This window comes from Rhodanobacter sp. C05, assembly GCF_002001165.1.
In the GTDB taxonomy this organism is placed as follows: domain Bacteria; phylum Pseudomonadota; class Gammaproteobacteria; order Xanthomonadales; family Rhodanobacteraceae; genus Rhodanobacter.
This window is the reverse complement of record NZ_MUNQ01000005.1, coordinates 261,238-280,049: the sequence shown is the minus strand read 5'-3', so window position 1 is coordinate 280,049 and position 18,812 is coordinate 261,238. Positions and strand designations below refer to the sequence as shown.

Below are 18,812 nucleotides of genomic sequence, written 5' to 3'. Positions count from 1 at the left end.
GGTGAGCACATCCCGATATAGGGTTTTGATTTTCGACTTCGATTACACCCTGTTTAACACGTCGGCAGGCGTCGTCGAATGCATGAAGCGCGCTTTTGCCGAGTTCAACAAAGAGATCCCGGACGACGCATCGATACGAGAGACAATCGGTCTTCCGCTTCCGCGTGCCATTCCATCGTTGAGTGCCGCTTTGTCCAAAGCTGAGATCGATGGAATAGAACAGCAGTTTCTTCGATTTGCTGATCTGTACATGGTAGAGAAGACGGTACCGATTCCCCCTGTGCCTACCCTTCTGCCGGAACTAGCGAGCGAAGGATTCCATCTGGCTCTCCTGACCGGAAAATACAGAGCCAGAGTGGCCCGAACATTGGAGGCGCATAGCCTACTGGACTGCTTTGATTCGATCGTCTGCGGCGACGAGGTTCGAGGCAAACCCGATCCCGAAGGCCTATCGAGAATCTTTGAAAAATGGAAGGACTACCCGCGCGACGAGTTTGTCATGATTGGTGACCACTACCTAGACATCTTGACAGCAAAGAACGGTCATATCGACTGCATCGCGGTCAGTTCAGGCAAAACCTCGCCGCAAGTGCTGTCCAGCTACGAGCCGCTCGCCGTCATCCCTGATCTGGGCGGCTTGCGAGCGGCGCTTTCGGGATCGACGTCAGCGCGCAGGGATCCAGCCTGAATATCCCTAAAGAAACATCTCCGGCTGCTGCACGGGTGGCGACGCTATGTATCAATTCTCAAACTGAGGTCGAACGCGGTCACAGAGTGCGTAAGGCTACCCATTGAGATGCGGTGCACGCCTGTACTTGCATAGCCAAGAACGTTTTCGGAGGTGATGTTGCCCGATGCCTCCAACTGCAGCTCAGCGCCGAGCTTTCTGATCAGCTGTACCGCCTCTTCAACGTCGACCTCCGAGAAGTTGTCCAGCATGATGTAATCGGCCCCGCTACGGACCGCATCTAGAAACTCGCCCTTCGTTTCGACCTCGACCTCAATGCGAATCGACCTGCCAACATCGTGCATCCGTTCCTTTACCCGTCGGACCGCGTTGCTGATGCCGCCGGCGAGGGCCACGTGGTTCTCCTTGATGAGCGCCATGTCATAAAGGCCGGATCGGTGGTTGCATCCGCCGCCCTTCGTCACCGAGTATTTATCCAGCGCACGAAGCCCTGGTGCGGTCTTTCGGGTGTCCAGAATTTGCACATCGCAGTGCGAAACGATATCGCAGATCTTCCGTGTGTGTGTTGCGATCCCGCTCATCCTCTGCAGGAAATTCAGCGCAACACGTTCCCCGGTGACAATGCTGCGGGCTCGGCCGCGAAGCTCAATGATCGTATCGCCCGGAGCGACTCGCTCCCCGTCCTCGCGGAGAGTCTGGATTTCAAGCTGGGGGTCTACGAGTTTGAATACCTGTTCCGCTACCCAGCCACCGCAGATGGTACCGGCCTCTTTCGACACAATACGCGCATGTGCCTGTTGGCTATCGTCGACGGTCGCCTCGGTTGTGAGGTCGCCCGATCCAATATCCTCACGGAGCGCCGTTTCGATCGTTGCTATCAGCCATTGAGAATCGATCTGAGCAGGGATCGCCATTACTTTTCCTATATCAGGTCAGATTTGTCGCGTGATCGACCGCCATGCCAGGCTCGACCTCTATTGAAACGTCCGTGATCTTAGCTACAGTGATCTCCGGAATACATTCCCTGAAACCGGATGCAATAGGGTAGCGCCGCTCCCGACCAAATGCGCGCTCGGTAATCTTCACCCCCGGAGCGCCCTGGCGTCGTTTGAATTCGTTCCGGTAAATCTTGGAAATAACGTTGCCAACGACCTCGGCCGAGAAACCTTCGCCGACAATGTCTTCTGCGCTTTGGTCCAACTCGACATACCTCTCGATGATCGGGTCCAGTATGTCGTAGGGCGGCCTCGAGTCCGAATCCAGCTGATTGGGCCTGAGCTCGGCGCTGGGCAGGCGGTCAATCATTCGTTGCGGAATTATCTGATCTTTCGAGTTCCGCCAGCACGCGAGCTCGTACACAAGCGTTTTTGAAACATCTTTCAAGGGTGCAAAGCCGCCGGCCATATCGCCATATATCGCCGCAGCACCCACCGCCATCTCGCTCTTGTTGCTGGTTGTAAGGAGCAGCTTGCCTGTTTTATTCGAAATCGCCATCAACAACACCCCGCGACACCTGGCCTGAATGCTCTCCTCAGTCGTGTCCACAGGTAGACCCATGAACAACGTTGACAGCGCGTCGGTGAACGCTGCGAAGGGTTTCTCGATCGGAATAATGTGATGAGGAACCCCAAGTGTTTCCGCCATAGCTATCGCATCCAGGGTGCTCATGTCTGCGGTATAGCGTGAAGGCATGAGAAGAACACTGACGTTCTCGGTGCCAAGGGCGTCAACCGCGATAGCCGTAGTCAAAGCGGAATCTATTCCCCCCGACAGGCCTACGATCACACCTTCAAATCCACTCTTTCGAACATAGTCTCTGACTCCCAAGGTGAGACATCTATAGATACTACTCAGGGTCGACCGCTTTTCAGCAGACTCCGTTCTTGAGTGGAATTTCAAACCATCAACCGATTCAGAGATCTCGATGAGGTACTGACCCTCCTCGAAGTCGGGCGCTTGGAAAACAGGTAGACCATGGTCATCGACGACCATTGATCCCCCGTCGAATACGAGCTCATCCTGTCCGCCAACGAGATTGACGTAAAGGATGGCCAAGCCCGTCTCTACCGCTCGCGTCCTCAGAAGCTCTTTCCGTTGTTCGGAAACATTCGTCCGAAAAGGGGATGCATTCACACTTATCAGCAACTTTGCACCCGCGTCGCGCGCTGAGCGTGCATGCTCCGGCTCCCATAAATCTTCGCAGATGCACAAGGCTATCGGCATGGGCCCGAGGACTATTGTCTTGGTTTCACTTCCGGGGGCGAAGTAACGTTTCTCGTCAAATACACCATAATTTGGCAGGTGCTTCTTGTCGTACGTTTCTTGAACCTCACCGTCGCGAAGGTAACTCAGGCTATTGAACAGCTGCCCTTCCCTGACTCGCGTATGGCCAATCACGACGCCGATGCGCACTGCGTGATTGGCAATTTGTGCCAGCGCGCGATTCGCCTGGTCCAGGAACGCTGGCCTCAATAGCAGGTCTTCAGGCGGGTAGCCTGTAATCGCCATCTCCGGAAATACAATGAGGTCGGCAGAGTCTTCGCGGGCTTTAGTGATGCAACTAATTATCTTGCGCGTATTGGATTCAATATTTCCAACGTGAAGGTTGAGCTGTGCAATCGATACGAGCATTCCGCTTAGACCTCTCGTCAGACCAGTCTTCGGTGAGCGTTGCAAATCGTCGAGAACTGACCAGGTATTTTCGTTGGAAGTTAACCAAGGGGGGGGCGGCGGAGTGCCGCTCAGCTATGGACAAGCATACCTCCTGCATGGCCGAAATTTTTGGCAAGGCATCCGCGTTGGCGCTGTCGACTCCATTCCGCGTACATCCACTTGCTTGCTGTGCTCGGATTCTAGGTCGTGCAGGCGGCGTACGTCGGCCTGCCCCTCCAGATAACCGTACGGCGCAACGACGCCAATCCATCTGACAAGCCCCGGAAAAGCTTCGATTACAGCGGTGGCGTCAGCCGGAACGCCAACGGTCATTTCAGTCTGAATTCCCCAAATATAGGGTAATGATGGCTCGTCTCTTTGAACAGGAGATACTCATCATCGACTACTGCATAATAATCTCTATCGTCCTCTCGTCCGGAATGCCGCGTCTGCTCACCAACCAAGTCCGTTTCGTGTAGCTTGTAGGTGACCACACACTTTCCCTGCGCAGACGCAGTTGGCTTTTGCGCACAGCCTCGGTCGTCCCTTGTAAAGTCCGGATAGATCACCTTTCCCTGAAGAACCTCGATATTCTTCGAAACAATTATATAATCGAGAACCAAGCGCAACGGATCTGGTGCGAAGTGAGGCGCTTCATTCGTAAAGGTAATGTCGTCGGCACTCATCCACGAACGCGACTTTTCCATGATTCTCTTCAGAACATGGCTTCCTTCACAATCCCGATTGTTAATGTCGACGTTGAGATCGCCAGCGATTATATAGTAGCTCCCCGCCGGCAACGGGGACGTGCCGGCAATGTCGACCCCGTACTCCGTGCTGCCTGATACGTACCACTCCAGGAACCTCAACTGCTCGGCATTCCTGAAGCCGTTGATAGATCTTGGGTTTCCGAAGTGGTGGGAGGGCGTGGTGTGCAAGAGGATGAGATGGAGCTTCTTCTCCTCAACGTCCAGCGTTATATCGGAGAAGCTTTTGTCGAACAATTTCATATTTTCAGGAAAGTCAGCCCCACCGGGGGTTTTAAAGGGGCTCAAATCCACCCCTGAATTGAATGCTTTCCATATAAGGTCCGTATAGACCTTCCGATCCAAAACTCTGTAATTGAACGCCGCGCCTGTTGAGAGCTGACCGGGTACCGTTGCAAAGTTCAGATCGTCAGCGTGAGCCAGCGCCTCCGGCCCGTAGGTGTTGATAGAGTAACAACCATCGGCTCCTGGCTTCGCTCCCATTCCCAGGTTGGAAGGCGTGAAGAAGTGATCTTCAAAACTCAAGTTCCACTTTTCGAGTAGCTTGCCAAGGTTCAAGCCAGTCGTCTTGAAGCACTTGGTTGGAACATTCTCGAAGTCGTACTGAATCCCATTCAGAGACAATATGTCGACTTTGTACTTCTTGATTATTTCAGCTGCAGTCCGTATCTGCTTTGCGTCGTTGCAGATCTTGACGCTGTCAAGATTTGTCAGGTAGTAATGAAGCATTCGGAATGTATGATCATGTGTCACTGGCAGCTCCCCCTGAAAGATTTTCCTCGCGGGGCCGGACCCCTCTGATACCCGTACCAGGCTGGACCGGTTCGGCTAACTCACAGGCAAGATGCGGCGCGCGTCGTCCCCGGCCGGTAACGTTCCATAGTCGTCGCCTCGACAGGCTGGGGCTTCGTGGGGAAGCGAAATGATCGGTGTCAAACGATGGCTTCCCATCTCCGGACAGCTGGCCGCTCTTTAAAGGTGGCATTTCTGATCTTCCTTGTATGGATCTACATTCACTGCCATTGCGCTCGAGACTGCCGACACTCACGTGCGATCGTCGGCCCGCGTCACGCGAAGTAAACCTCATGCCACGCGCAGCCGTCCAGCGACGGGTACGCAAGGAAGGCGAGGTCGGTCCGCCATCGTTTGACGCTGCCCACAATCGAATACATCGCCGGGACCATCGGCTATCCCGACGGTTGCCATCGGCAGCCGGACAGGCGAGTTAACCCGACACCCTCGCTAGCCTATTGTGGATCGCCGGTCGTTGTAGCATCGTTGTACGCTGGGGACTGCGCGTTGCTCTGGCTGTGATCGCCGCACTTTATTCCGCTACAAGGAGGAGCAGTATTGGAATCGATAGTATTCCCGACAAGTACGGCGGATCCTGCCGACTTGTGGCTGAAAGACAGTTACGTCGTTGCGGAGGACGCCGGCCTCGTCGCTTTGGTTCCCGAATTCGTCCGTGTGCCGGGTTCCGTCATCATCGTCCCGCGCAGCAACGCACGCTGCGTCATGGAGCTGACGGAAACGGAGATGGGAGCACTCGCCCGTCTTATCCCTGCGATGGCACGCAGAATAGAAGCGGCATTCGATCCCGATGGCTTGAACGTCTGGTGGGCTACGGGGCAGCTTGCCGGGCAGCTCGAACCCCGAGCACTTGCTGAACTCGTGCCCAGATACAAGGACGCTGCATATCAATACACAGATTCTACAGCCCTGCCGAGAGCCGACGCAGCATCCCGTTCGCGAATACTTGAAGCGCTCTCGGTCACTGCAGGCTAAGGCCAGGCCGATGAAGTTTGGCGAGCGCACTGACAAGAGCGATGGCGTCGATCCCGATCGAGAGAATTTGCTCATCGAGCAATCGAACAGAGAGTTATCCGGCTGGCCCGCTTGCTCCCCACGGCACGTTCCAGTTCCGCTGCCGTCTTGTACATGAGTATTCTCAGAGTCAGCACTGTCTAGCGAGCATACAAACCACGCCACAGGGAATTGACGCATATGTATCAAGAGTCTGAAGTCGCGACTGCGCGTAGCCATGTTAAGCCGGTAACGTGGGACCATCCGAATCGCTTTATCTCCATCATTAGCGACCCGTTGTATCGACTCCTGATCAAGCTACAGCATCGCACCTCGATTTCGACATTCGCGTTCTGGGAAAAAAAGCACTGCCAGACGCTCCACCTGCCGATCACGACAAACGCGGTGTCCAGCCCGATGGGCCTTGGCAGTGACTCGCTCCCGGTTTCCGTCGATTTATTCGGGCAACCCACTTACCTGGCAGACTCGATGCAGTTCATGCTCGAGTACGGGTGTCGCTTTAACGAAGCGGGTTGCTTCTATCTGATGCCGTCGTTTCGCGGCGAGGATACGGACACTACGCACCTGTCTCAGTTCTACCACAGCGAAGTCGAACTACAAGGCGATCTGGTAGATGCGATGGACGTGGCCGACGAGTACTTTCGGCATGTGGTACGCGACGTCCTCAGTCACTGTCGTTCGGACTTGGAACAATTGGTAGGAACCTGTGAACACTTGGACGCTGTCCTCGCCATCGAGACGTATCCAAGGATCACTTTTGAACAGGCGGATAGCATCCTTGGGCACAATCCAGAGCACATCAAGGACAATGGCAAGTGGCGCACGCTCACGAGGCCCGGTGAACTTGCACTGATCCAGCATTTCCAAAGCCCGCTCTGGGTAACGCATTGGGACCACCTATCTGTGCCGTTCTACCAAGCCTACGCCGACGAGGACGGCTACACTGCCTGCAATGCGGACTTCCTCCTAGGCTTCGGAGAAGTGATAGGGCTCGGCGAACGCCATGAGTCCGAGGCGGAAGTAAGAAGGGCGCTGGCGCAGCACGATGTTGCCGCGGATCCGTACCAGTGGTACCTGGATATGAAGAAGCACTATCCGATGAAGACGGCGGGGTTCGGCATGGGTGTCGAGAGATTCCTGCTCTGGGTTCTCGATCACGGTGACATCCGTGACCTGCAACTGCTTCCAAGAGCAAATGGCAGAAACATCATTCCCTGAGTTGTTTCCTGAATCTGTCAACGTAACCGTCGTGAGGTAATCGAATGCTGGTCGGATTAGATTGCGAGACAACCGGCTCAATAGCGAGCCGCCACAGTCTGGTTCAGATAGGAATTTACCTGCCGGATGGCCAACAGTTCTTCGCCCAAGTAGGCTGGGACGCGTTCGAGGCAGATCCTGAATCCTTGGAAGTCATTCGCATGTCTGAGGATGATATTCGGCGAGGTCCGGCCGCGTCGGATGTTGAACGGGATTTGCTTGCGTGGTGTGAAGGGCACGGTATAGGTGATAAGGCCTTAGTCCCGGTGGGGTGGGGTGTTTCAACCTTTGACCTTCCTTTCGTAACAAAAACCTTCCCGGAGTTCAGGAAACGGTACCTGTCTCATCGCACGGTGGAGCTGAACGCGCTCTGCTACGCTCTCGCCGGTGTCAAGACTTATAACGACGAGCTGAGGGACTTCGACTTTTGGAAGCGCACCGCAAAATGGGCAGCTGAATTCGAAGCCACGGCCAGCATGAGGATTACGCCCGACTGGCACAATGCCGGCTACGATGCAGTAACTTCCTTGTTGGCGTTCGAATGGCTTCGCAAGATTATGGGCCATCCCGCACCATCAAGCGCCAAGTTCGTGCTGCCGCACAACGGCCCATGAGAGCGCTCCGCGTACTTGGCGAAGCCGCTGTGGCACGGCTCAACTCACAACAGCTGATGATGCTCGAAGCCGTCACCGTGGGCGTGAAGGCCTACGGCTCCAGCACACTGCTGGTGACCGGTAGCGTCGTGGCGGGAGGGGTCGATCAGTACTCCGACTTGGATCTTATTGTTGTCTCGGAATCGCCGTCCGACTGCGCGACCACCGTTCGCGCCGCGATCGAGGAAGCCGGCGAGTTGATCTCCTGCTTCACAACGGATCACTTGGTGACACACCAAAGTTCGATCTACTACATTGCAGTTGAACGATCCCTTGTCAAACTCGACATCGTCTACGAGGACAGCACCAAGTCTTTCGAGATTCCGGCTACCGCAGAAATAGTGAGTGGCGATATACATAACCTTGAGCGAGCGACCTTCCATTCGAACGCCGGATTGCCTGAATCCGCCTTGGAATTGTCCGCAGCGAAGCTTGCAGCGTGGCTTTGGTTTACGTACGCGCGCGCTGCGCGAGGAGAATTCTTTGCGGCCGCCCGCTCAATCGATTTTTCCAGGGAGAATGCTCTTCTTCCTCTTATGCTTCACCGACTTCGACTGCCCCAAGACGGTCACCGGAAACTGGAAAGCCGTTTACCCAAGTCGTTGTTGCACGACCTGGCGCTGACTCACCCGTCCGATCTGAATTTTGAATCCATATTCGATGCGTTGGTGGCTATGCGATCCATTTTTATGAAGGAGCTTAGTCTCTCCTCTCTGCCTCTCAAGAACGAGATCTCGGAGACGGCGAACAAGGTGTGGGATTTGGTGCTCGAGGACAAGCTGCGATCGCGCTCGTGACTTGGACCGAAAGATAGCGAACTAGAGGGATTCCATTCGATGCCATACATATACCCAAAGCGAGAGCTATGTCCGCTGTGCGAGTACATGGAGGGAAGGCTATCTTGCAGTAAGATTTTCAGAGGCAAGCACGTGTCTGCCTTCATGAATCTGCGGCAGCGCAGCGTTGGCTCAGTGCTTGTCGCACCTCATCGCCATGTGCAGTCGCTCACGATGCTAAACCCGGACGAAGCTCATGAACTGATCAGTCTGAGCAATCGGATAGGACGAGCGATCGTTGATGTGTTAAAGCCGCAAGGGCTTCATTCCTGGTGCAACGTCGGTGAGCCTGCCGGCCAGTCCCTGCCGCATCTGCACTTCCAGATAGTTCCACGGTACGAGGATGTACCATATACGTTCGTTGGAAGTGCGGAACTTACAATCACCCCTCCTGCCGACCTCGATGTGCTTGCCGCAAGGATGGCGGGGTCTCTGAATGGCTTCGACTCAGTATTCGTGGGCGGTTAGCCGCTGGAATTCGCGTCAGTTGCGTCGAACATCGTTGGCGCTATGCCGGCCAGATGTTCTGCGTCATTTCGGCGAGCACCTTTCCAGAATCCCATCGCCCCTGCTTTCCTATTCGGTTCCGAGGTTTTGTCGGAAGTTTTTGCTAGCCGTCTTCAAGGGCGGCGCGCGTTTCCTTGACCATGACGTCGTGCGCGCCACCTTCATGAATGGTGACCGCTGACACTGCCGTAATGCGTGCGGTACGCTGCAACTCGGAAATGCTCAGGGCACCGCAGTTGCACATGGTCGAACGCAATTTGAGCAGCACTCCATCGAGATTTTCCTTGAGCGGGCCGGCATAGGGGACATAGGCGTCCACTCCCTCTTCGAAGGCGAGCCCGTTCTTGTTGCCGCCGCCGTGGTCGTAGCGCTGCCAGTTGCGCGCACGGTTGCTGCCTTCGCCCCAATACTCTTTGACGAGGGTGTGGTTGAGCCGCAGCTTGCGGCCGGGCGCTTCCTCGAAGCCGGCGAAGTAACGCCCCATCATCACGAAATCGGCACCCATCGCGAGCGCCAGCGTAATGTGATAGTCGCGCGTGATGCCGCCATCCGAGCAGATCGGCACGTACGTGCCGGTTCTCTGGCAGTACTCATCACGAGCGCGAGCAGCCTCGATCACAGCTGTCGCCTGGCCTCGGCCGATGCCTTTCTGCTCACGAGTGATGCAGATCGATCCACCACCGACGCCCACCTTGACGAAATCGGCGCCGGCATCGGCCAAGTATTGGAAGCCCTCGCGATCTACCACATTGCCCGCCCCGATCGGAATATGGGGATAGTTAGCTTTCACGAATTCGATCGTGTCGGCCTGCCATTCCGAATAACCGTCGGAGGAATCGATGCATAGAATGTCAACACCAGCCTCCACCAGCGCCGGCACGCGCTCGATGTGGTCGTGCGAACTGATCCCTGCGCCAACGACGAGGCGCTTCTTGTCGTCCACTAGCTCCAGCGGGAACTCCTGCGCTGCATCGTAATCCTTGCGGAACACCATGTAGTGCAAGTGCTCCTCACCATCAATGACCGGCAGACAGTTGAGCTTATGCGACCAGATGAGGTCATTGGCGGTTTCGAGATCGATGCCGACGCGGCTGCAGGTCAGATTTACAAACGGTGTCATCAGCTCGGTAACGGGCGTGCTCAGCGGCGTTCGTCCGGGCCGATAGTCCCTGCCGGCAATGACGCCGATCAGGCGGCCTGTGGGCGTGCCATCTTCCGTCACGGCAACAGTGGAGTGCCCGGTACTGCCAGTTGTCGCCAGCACGTCGGCCAGCGTCGCCGACGGGCGAACGTTGCTGTCACTTATTACGAAGCCGGCTTTGTGACTCTTTACGCGTCGTACCATTTCGGCTTGCGACACGATGGATTGCGAGCCGAAGATGAAGGCGAGGCCGCCTGAGCGCGCGAGTGCGATGGACAACTTCTCGTCAGAGACGGCCTGCATCATCGCAGAGGTGATCGGAACATTGATGCTGAGCGGAGAGGCGCCGCCATGCGGAAATCGAACTAGCGGAGTGGTCAGATCGACAGCGGACGGGACCATCCCCTTGCGCGTCAGATTGGGCACCAGCAAGTACTCGCCGAAGGTGCGGCTCGGCTCATCATATATAGTCATGCGACACTTTACAGCAAAGCCTCTCCGCGATCAATCTCTCTGCGTCAACCGTACGGCGACACGCCGCTGACAGGGGTCCAAACCCAGGACACCAGCTAGGGTCAGTTGCCCAAGCGTCGGCTATGTGTTTTCAAGACAGTCTGTTTTGGCTTTAGTGTGAATCAGAGCCCCGCTGGCAGGCTCGTGGCAGTGCAACAGCGCGATATTGCAATTCGGTATCGGCGAAGAAAATAAATGCTGCGTCGTCTTACTTGGATACAGGTCGCACATTCGAGCGCGTTGCAAGATTGCTTCTGGAGTTACAACGAAACCTGCACGTCTAGCGGCCACTCTCACATTCGAGTAGTCGAGCAACAGCGCGGGTACGTAACGCAAGCCTAGCAATTTCGAGGCAGCCAGGCGATGGTGGCCGTCCATTACGGCGAGACTCTCTCGTTCCAAGATGATTGGAATTTGCCAGACACCAGTCTCGCGCATCGAAGTAGCGAGATTCACAGCGTGAGATGGGTCGTGCTCCTCGCTTGGCAGTATTGCGCACCTTTCAACCATCCAGATCGAATCCGCACTCAATGCTTTAGGCCTTGTTTCTGACATGCTGGCTGTCTCGAAATCGGCACTGTCCTTCGACCGACCGCGCCCGGAAATAAGTAATTCTTCGTTTATAGAATGCAGCGAGCTTTCCTGTCAAGGAGACGCTTTAAAATTGGGATAGCGTTTCCGCAGGGATTGCCGCTGTCTTCTTCCTGCAACTGTGGCAGCTGGCCCAGTTCGGACTTTCCGAGTCCGAGTAGATAACGGACTCAGAGCAAGACCGGCTCGCTGCATGAATCAGACATCGGAAGCTGAGGATTCGGGTACTTATCCGTCTTGTACAGCGTCCTGAGATTGGATAGTCTCCGATCCCGTAGGGATCTCACACGCGCGGTTGCTTCTGTGATCTCTGAAATCAGCGAATCGCCACTGTCTCCCATTTCTTAGTAAGGCCAATTGGCGTTGACAAGTAGCCAACTACACGGACGGAATATGAAAGATATAGAAACATTGATTGAGGTCGATGCACCCACAGTAGGATGGAGCAAGTTTGCCCTATCCCGCCACCGACCTGGCACTGGCTATTCTTTTTTTACCAATTATACAGATGCCGATGTTGTTGATTTAGTGCGACGGAATTGGCCTTCTGCGACTCCAGGTGGTGGCGAGAAGGATCTTGCGCGAAAAGTAGTGATTCCTATACCTGCAAAGAATTTTTACTGCACATCTGTTCCTTTGAGAAAGGATATGGTGTTGCAGTCCGAGGTATATCAACACAATAAGCAGTTTGCTATCAGGACTGTCGCTAAAGCAGAGGCTGTCCCCTCAGAATTTGTTAATGTTGTCTGTTTTTCCGCCGACACAGTTGCACAGGATTTTGGAGGAAGAAGTAGCGATTCGGAATGGGAAATCATTGTGCTTCTTGCTGCTCAGGCGCAGCATGAGCCGATGCACCCCCTGTCAATGGCTAGAAGCCTGCTCGAAATTCCCGATGGAGTAGAGGCAAAATACACCGCGAGGGAATTCGCAGAATCAGTTCTGTATTGGTCGCAGAGGGTTCAAGTCAATGGCGGCGATGAAAGCTGATATTAAAGGCCGTATGAACCAAATGCGTAGACGTTAAGGAATGCACCCCACTTGAGCTTGGTGCCTGTTCATGCAGCAAGTTTGTCCGATTGGGATGCAATCGTCTGCTCGGATTTTTGAGAACTATCGGCGGTAGCTTGTCGATGTCCGCCGCTTCGAAAGGCGTAATGACGGATCTGCGAACCTTGAGCAAGTAGCCTTGATTGTTGGGAACAAATTGTTGTGCTAGAAAGCTAGTTTGGAAGTCAGCGAGATAGCGGGAGAAAAGTATATGGAATTAGAACTGTATGTAAGAGAAGGGTGTTCGCGCTGCAAGCGCGTACGGGAAACACTGGACTCAATGGGTATTGAGGCGTCAGTGGTTGACATTGATGCTCCCGAAGTTACTGCCAGGGCCAGGGCCTTAGGTATCCGAAGTGTCCCTGTCTTGCATAAGCTGGGTACTAAGGAGATGAAAGTAGGTGATGTTAGTGAAGATGAGTTGCGTGCCTTTTTAGGCTAAGTCATCCGTTCCTAAGCATCTTTTGGCGTGCGGTTAGCCGAAAAACTCACACAGATATAGGGTGAATGACAATGAGTTATGAAGACTCGATGAGGAAACGGCTAATCGAAAATAATCTCGAGTTGGCTGGATGCTCAAGTGATATGCACGAAAGGATTAGCTCAGAGGACGTATTTTATGACGCCTCACTGATTTGGAAGCACTCTATCACGCCGGAGATTTGTGATCAGTGGTTAAGCGATTTTCAGTCTAAGTATGAATACACCGAAGGCACGTTGTTTACCAAGGACGGACCACAAAATAAAAATGACTTCCGTAATAATAGCAGATTGGAGATATGGGATAAGGACTTAGCCTTCGAAATGTTCTACGGAGCTGGACGTCTCGGCACGAACACGCCAAATTATCTTGGGAGCAATGTACTAACAGGTCCATCCGAGTACGTCCGTCTCTATAAATATATTCCAGGCCAATATTTCAAGCCACATTGTGAACACCCGTGGAGGAAAAACGACAACGAGAGGACGCGCGCTGTAATTCTTGTTTATCTTAACGATGATTTTGAAGGCGGAGAGACAGTTTTTTCGGACTACGGTAGAGTAATTCAGCCCAAGAAAGGCCTGGTATTAGGATTCCAGGATCAGCTACTTCATGAAGGGAAGGAAGTTACCAAAGGTGAAAAGTATGTCCTCCGTTTCGACCTCCTCTACAGACGAACAGACCTCATTTTATAATTCTAATTTACGAACTACGGTGCCGAAGGCTTCCCAAACAAGAACTATCCGCTGGCTGTCGTCTAGCCGACGTCTTCCCGCTTTCAGTAGCGCAGGTCTTCAGAGTCGAAGTGCGAACGACTGCTCCTGGCCGATTCTGTTGAAAAACTCACTTCAAATATTTGAGCTCGTCTGAAGCGTGAAAAATCGGACGCGGCAATCGCTTTCTGTCAGACCTCGCGTGCAAATTTGTACAGAATCGAATTGTCACGGCTGTCGTGATCGAGAATTTGGACGTCCATTCGTTAAGACGGAGTTTTTCAACAGAATCGGCCGAAGTCGGACAGTCGACTAACCTGGTCAGCGTTCCTGACGAGCCTGGTTGGTTTCGCTGGCGAAGCTGGTCAGCTGCTGTGGCGAAGGTGAGCAGGTGGCTGGCGTTTTGCACTAGACGCGAGCCCGAAGATCCAATGCCTTCATGAACAGGTATGGCCACATGTTCATGGGTTACACGAAGCCCCCATCTACGGCACGCTTCCATGCCTCTTGAAGCTTGATGAGACGGAATCCCTTGAAGCCGAAGCTCGAAACAGCTGTTGTCCGTTCGACGAGGTCACTCTCGTCAGGAGTGAGGATTTCGGCAGCCTTATTCCATTCGTGAAGGCGTGCCCATGTTCCGTTTTTCCAAAGCTCTGCAGCTTTATCGCCCCAGCGGACAGGTGACTTCCTCAGCGTTGTTGTTGTTGTGAGGGTTTCAAGGAACTCGGCGGAGAGACTTATGCCACTGCTCTGCACACGTAGCCAGCACGCTTCGCGTTTCGCCCATTCGGTTACAAGACGGTTTTTGGTCTGTTCCGATGGGATCTCCTGAAGCAGGGGAAGTATTTTCTTCGCGATCTTCATGGCTTCTGCCACGAAGCTGCGGGGAGCATGTTGAGCGCGCCAGACGGCATCAAAATCGGGCTGGAGCTGTGCTCCCAGCATTCGATCGCTCATGAGTGACAGCGTATAGGTGGCAAGCTGCCGGAGAATGGATCCGGGATACCAGTCTTGGGCGGGAATTTCTGCGTCCAGTGCTTTGGTCAGAATCGCCTTGACCACAAGCCGCTTGAAATAAGGCCTCTCACCCGGCTACGTGAAGTACCTGATTGACGGCCGCCCGATGGGCAATTTCCCCGCGCTCTACAACGGCAGTGATGTTTTCAACAATCTGAGCAGCATTCCGGTCGAGATGGTCGACCACATCGACATCCTGCCGGGCGGCCAGTCGTCATTGTACGGTTCGGACGCGATTGCCGGCGTGATCAATATCGTGCTCAAGAAGAAGATCGACGCACCGGTTTTGGACGTGCGCTACGGCTGGAACAGCAACGGCGGCGGCGCGGCGCGGCGGGTCTATCTGGCCGATAGTTTCAATGTCGGCAAATTCAACCTGATTGCCGGCGTGCAATTCGAGAGTACGCAGCCTATCTGGGCCTACGATCGGCCGCTGACCGCCCAGGCTGATCTTAATGCCGTTGGCGGACCCATCGCGGAGCGGGATTATCTGGCCACGGATCCCACGCTGGGCATTGATAGCTATAAATTCGCGGATCCCAACAATTGCGCCAACACGACGGCTGGGTTCGGCGGAACGACGGGGTACAGGTATCGCGCCAATAGCGGAAATTATTGTGGGTCGTACTACGGGGAACAGGCCTATGTCACGCTGGCCAATGAAAGCAAGACTGCAAACCTGTATACCCACGCAACCTTTGACGTCAACGATAACCTGCAGTTGTACAGCGACCTGCTCTACAACTACCAGGAGCAGAAATACCAGCCGGGAGGGGCCACCGACTGGCTGACTTCAAGTTCAGGCCTGACATTTTACGACCCCATCCGGGCTCAGTATACGGATCTGCAGCGTATCTTCTCGCCGGAAGAAGTGGGTGGCTACCAGAACTCCATGAACAAGCAGATCGAAAACGCCTATATGTTCAGCCTGGGTGGAAAAGGCACGTTCGGGCAGTCGAACTGGGACTACGATCTGGGTTTTACGCATTCCAACGACAAGACCGACGAACGTGATTACGTCGCTTTCACGAATCCCATCAATGCTTTCTTTACCAATCGTGTGCTGGGCTCGGACTTGACATCGACCCTGGGACCGGATCCTGATGGTTACGGGGTGCCCGTTTTCGAGCCCAACTACGCTGCTTTCTATACCCCGATTACGCCAGCGGAATATCATAGCTTCAGCGGTTATGCCACGACCTTGGGCAAGACCTGGGACAATATGTTGCGCGGACAGGTGACCAATGCCTCGCTATTCACCTTGCCTGGTGGCGATGCCGGCCTCGCGGTCGTGCTGGAAGGAGGCAACCAAGGCTGGGGCTATGTGCCCGACCCGGGTTATTTCAATGGGGATATCTACAATTATACCGCGGACCAGGGTGCGGGACATCGCTCGCGCTATGCCGCCACGACCGAGCTGAACTTTCCTCTGCTGCAGCAGTTGACCGTGGATGTGTCCGGTCGTCGGGACGGATACGAAGTATCCGGCCAGCAAGTCAAGCACAATACGTATACGGTGTCACTGGAATATCGCCCTTTCGAGAGTCTGCTGCTCAGGGGCAAATACGGCACTGCGTTCAAGATGCCCACCTTGGCTGATGAGTATTCCGGGCCGAGCGGCTACTACAGCTCGGTCACCGATTACTACAACTGCGCCAAGTTGGGGTTCACGGGCCCCACCTTGGGTCAGTGTCCGGGCGTCTATTCTCAGGCAAGCTATTTCAACAGCACCTCGGGCAATGTCAATCTGAAGCCGATCACGGCGAAAGACTGGAATTATGGCGTCGTATGGGCGCCGACATCGAAGCTCTCGGTGACCGTCGATTATCTGCACTTCGACATCCGTAACGAAGTGGGGACGGTGCCACCGGACACGATTTCACAGGAGAATTCCCTTTGTCTGCAGGGGATTCTCAATCCCACTACGCCCAGTTGCATCAATGCGATCAATGCGATTACGCGCAATCAATTCGGCACGATTGAGGATATCTATACGCCGAATCAGAACATAGCGCGGGAACGGGTCAATGCCATCACCGCCAATCTGAATTATCAGGTAGATATCGGCGCTTATGGCAGCTTGAAGTTCTCCGGTAGTTACAGCGACGAGTTGAAGCATGAAGAGCAGCCGCTCGCGGGCGACCCGTTCATAAACTACCTGGACAGCCCGCTGTACAGTACCGACTTCAAGACCAAAGCCAATGCCTCGGTGACCTGGAGTCTAGGCGAATGGACCGCGACGTTATTTGCCAACCGTGATGGTCGCTCGCCCAACTATCTGGCGACCACTCTTGATAATTATTCGGCCCCCGGTACGGGTTATCTGGCAGCTTGGGTTACCTATAACGGCAGCGTGCAATACAGCCCGACGAAAAATCTGACGCTGTCCTTCATGGTGAACAACTTGTTCAACAAGATGCCGCCAGTGGATAACAGTTATCCCGGTTATGTATTCGGCCCTTACAACTCAGCGAATTACAGTGTGTATGGACGCCAGTTGTATCTGGAGGCGACGTACAAGTTCGGCATCCCCTCTGCCCAGTAATTGCCCGAGTCTGCTTGCAATTCAAACGGTCCGCCTTCGCGGGCCGTTTTTATGCGTGGGTATTGGCCTCCATAGCTTGTGATATGCCCATCTTCCAGCCCACCTCCTCGACAGTGGCCCGGCCTCGGACTGCTTCAGATTGAACGCAATCTGCTCTTCGGTGAACTTCGACATCTTTATGGCGACAGGCTCATGGAGGAAGCCAACCGGCACAAAGGTTTGCTGGCGCAATACCAGGTCATGCGTTACGCCTATGCGACCGAAAGAGATCCCGCTTTTCGTCTGCTCTTCAACCAGTACCTGAGCTTGCATCAGACCTTCGTTGGCGGCCGCAGCCAGCTTCTGCATCAGGCAGGTTGCATCGGCGGATGACAGCCCGTCGCCACTGTCCGGCGCCGACAATGTCGCTCGCCCCGCGCTGGAGGTCATTCCCGAGCTGGCCAAGAACTATCGGGCTGTGTTCTTCAACGAGGCGCACAAACGCGCACGCAGACCGCGCAGCTGCTCGGCAAACTGCGCGCAGAAGGCTTCAACTACTTCGCTGTCGAAACGTTTTATCAGAGCTACACCCAACTGCAATCGCGTGGCTAAGGCCCCTCACCTGCTAAAAGCGATTAACGGAGTTCTCGACGTGTAGGAGTCCGTTGAAAAGAGCCGGTCGTAGTTCCTCAAAGCCTAGCTCGTCGACCTTCCATGAGCGCCCACTACTACATTCGTCGAGCTTCTTGGAATCAGTGCTGACTGATTATGAGTTAGTTGAGCGGCCAATTTATGGTTAACCGCACATAGACATGGTCCGTAGTTGCGGACCAGGTCTCGCTGATGTGAGTGCTGTGGCCTGCAGCTGCCTGCGCCTGGTTCACCGGCAAGACCGGATCAGGGTTTGGCGATCTCGAAATCCTGCGTAGCTACCGGCTTGCCATCGAGCGAGATCTCGACCTTGTACTTGCCTTCCGGCCACAGATCCGGGTTCTGCACCATGAACGTGGTGACGGCCGGGCCATCGGCGGCGATTGCCTGGTTGATATTGCTGATCAGCAGGCCCTGGCCTTCCAGATAGCTCCATCTGGCATTGAGCGTGGCTCCGCTGCTGCGGCCTGTGGTGGCGACGCTGGCATAAATGACCTTGTCGCCGGGAGCGAAGCGGTTGCTGGCCTGACTCACCTGATGCGCGGCGTTGACGGTGTCGCCCAGGGTCACGCCGGACACGCCGAACGTTGTGCTTGCTGCAACGGCAGGTGCGACGGAGCTGGTCGCCGTGCTACCGCTGGCTGGCATGGCCGGTGTTGTGGCAGCTTTGCTCGTGGTGGCGGTCGGTGCAGGTTTGGCGATGGGCGCTGTGCCGGCGGGTTTGGCGGCGGGCGGGCTGGCCGGCACTGGTACCGGATGTTTTCCGCAGGCACTGAGCAGGAGTCCGGCAAGGCAGGCGCTGTACAGCGCGACGTAGCGTGCGGAACGTGTCATGCGAAACTCCAGGGGCGGTGACGCGGCCAGGTCGCCGCGCTGTCCGGATACTTCGGCCAGCCTGTCGAGGCTAGCGCCGCCCATGTGAAGCGTGGATTACCGGAAGATCGTGCTGT

At 54.9% G+C, this 18,812-nt stretch carries 15 protein-coding genes and 1 pseudogene; 10 read left to right on the top strand and 6 right to left on the bottom strand.

All coding sequences use genetic code 11. From position 1 onward, the window contains the following. Position 1 precedes the first annotated feature (1 nt). Positions 2 to 688 carry an HAD family hydrolase gene (locus tag B0E51_RS01230; RefSeq protein WP_168172541.1) on the top strand — a complete coding sequence of 229 codons (687 nt, stop codon included), beginning with the start codon at positions 2 to 4 and terminating at the stop codon, positions 686 to 688. Between the two features lie 44 nt (positions 689 to 732). On the opposite strand, the gene nadC is transcribed toward B0E51_RS01230, so the two are convergent. The 3 genes from nadC to B0E51_RS01215 form a co-directional block, all read right to left on the bottom strand. Continuing rightward, the gene (gene nadC / locus B0E51_RS01225) at positions 733 to 1,602 is read right to left on the bottom strand and encodes a carboxylating nicotinate-nucleotide diphosphorylase (RefSeq protein WP_077443002.1); all 870 of its coding nucleotides are present in this window, start codon (positions 1,600 to 1,602) and stop codon (positions 733 to 735) included. Between the two features lie 13 nt (positions 1,603 to 1,615). Further along, the gene (locus tag B0E51_RS01220) at positions 1,616 to 3,319 is read right to left on the bottom strand and encodes an NAD+ synthase (RefSeq protein ID WP_077443001.1); all 1,704 of its coding nucleotides are present in this window, start codon (positions 3,317 to 3,319) and stop codon (positions 1,616 to 1,618) included. A 350-nt stretch (positions 3,320 to 3,669) separates the two neighbouring features. Beyond that, positions 3,670 to 4,836: an endonuclease/exonuclease/phosphatase family protein gene (locus tag B0E51_RS01215; RefSeq protein WP_077443000.1), complete on the bottom strand. Its 1,167-nt coding sequence runs from the start codon at positions 4,834 to 4,836 to the stop codon at positions 3,670 to 3,672. A 666-nt stretch (positions 4,837 to 5,502) separates the two neighbouring features. Between B0E51_RS01215 and B0E51_RS01210 the strand changes: the two genes are divergently transcribed. The 4 genes from B0E51_RS01210 to B0E51_RS01195 all read left to right on the top strand — a co-directional run bounded on the left by B0E51_RS01210 (position 5,503) and on the right by B0E51_RS01195 (position 8,638). Then, positions 5,503 to 5,892, top strand: coding sequence for an HIT domain-containing protein (locus tag B0E51_RS01210; protein ID WP_168172540.1), 390 nt, complete (start codon positions 5,503 to 5,505; stop codon positions 5,890 to 5,892). A gap of 219 nt (positions 5,893 to 6,111) precedes the next feature. Then, the gene (locus B0E51_RS01205; RefSeq protein ID WP_217333049.1) at positions 6,112 to 7,149 is read left to right on the top strand and encodes an asparagine synthetase A; all 1,038 of its coding nucleotides are present in this window, start codon (positions 6,112 to 6,114) and stop codon (positions 7,147 to 7,149) included. 44 nt (positions 7,150 to 7,193) lie between these two features. Then, positions 7,194 to 7,802, top strand: a complete 609-nt coding sequence (locus tag B0E51_RS01200) for a hypothetical protein (protein ID WP_077442998.1) — start codon at positions 7,194 to 7,196, stop codon at positions 7,800 to 7,802. Beyond that, entirely contained in the window at positions 7,799 to 8,638 is an 840-nt protein-coding gene (locus tag B0E51_RS01195) for a hypothetical protein (protein ID WP_077442997.1), read from the top strand. Before B0E51_RS01200 ends, B0E51_RS01195 begins: the two co-directional genes overlap by 4 nt. A gap of 649 nt (positions 8,639 to 9,287) precedes the next feature. Here B0E51_RS01195 and B0E51_RS01185 read toward each other — a convergent pair. Further along, a complete protein-coding gene (locus tag B0E51_RS01185) occupies positions 9,288 to 10,799 on the bottom strand; it encodes an IMP dehydrogenase (RefSeq protein ID WP_077442995.1) in 1,512 nt (503 codons plus the stop codon). Between the two features lie 1,023 nt (positions 10,800 to 11,822). On the opposite strand from B0E51_RS01185, the gene B0E51_RS19060 reads away from it, so the two are divergent. Continuing rightward, positions 11,823 to 12,416 carry a DUF3228 family protein gene (locus B0E51_RS19060; protein WP_143525747.1) on the top strand — a complete coding sequence of 198 codons (594 nt, stop codon included), beginning with the start codon at positions 11,823 to 11,825 and terminating at the stop codon, positions 12,414 to 12,416. Positions 12,417 to 12,989: 573 nt separating this feature from the next. Then, on the top strand, positions 12,990 to 13,652 hold the full coding sequence (locus B0E51_RS01165) for a 2OG-Fe(II) oxygenase (RefSeq protein WP_168172538.1): 663 nt from the start codon (positions 12,990 to 12,992) through the stop codon (positions 13,650 to 13,652). A 486-nt stretch (positions 13,653 to 14,138) separates the two neighbouring features. Here B0E51_RS01165 and B0E51_RS01160 read toward each other — a convergent pair whose 3' ends face one another. Beyond that, entirely contained in the window at positions 14,139 to 14,732 is a 594-nt protein-coding gene (locus B0E51_RS01160; RefSeq protein WP_077442990.1) for a hypothetical protein, read from the bottom strand. A gap of 28 nt (positions 14,733 to 14,760) precedes the next feature. On the opposite strand from B0E51_RS01160, the pseudogene B0E51_RS19700 reads away from it, so the two are divergent. The 3 genes and pseudogenes from B0E51_RS19700 to B0E51_RS19055 form a co-directional block, all read left to right on the top strand. Then, a pseudogene (locus tag B0E51_RS19700) lies at positions 14,761 to 14,922 on the top strand (Plug domain-containing protein); the annotation flags it as partial. Between the two features lie 657 nt (positions 14,923 to 15,579). Beyond that, the gene (locus B0E51_RS01155; protein WP_343124653.1) at positions 15,580 to 17,232 is read left to right on the top strand and encodes a TonB-dependent receptor; all 1,653 of its coding nucleotides are present in this window, start codon (positions 15,580 to 15,582) and stop codon (positions 17,230 to 17,232) included. Between the two features lie 192 nt (positions 17,233 to 17,424). Next, entirely contained in the window at positions 17,425 to 17,604 is a 180-nt protein-coding gene (locus B0E51_RS19055; RefSeq protein ID WP_143525745.1) for a hypothetical protein, read from the top strand. 504 nt (positions 17,605 to 18,108) lie between these two features. Here the strand turns inward: B0E51_RS19055 and B0E51_RS01145 are convergent. Then, positions 18,109 to 18,696, bottom strand: a complete 588-nt coding sequence (locus B0E51_RS01145; RefSeq protein ID WP_077443273.1) for a hypothetical protein — start codon at positions 18,694 to 18,696, stop codon at positions 18,109 to 18,111. Positions 18,697 to 18,812: the final 116 nt, after the last annotated feature.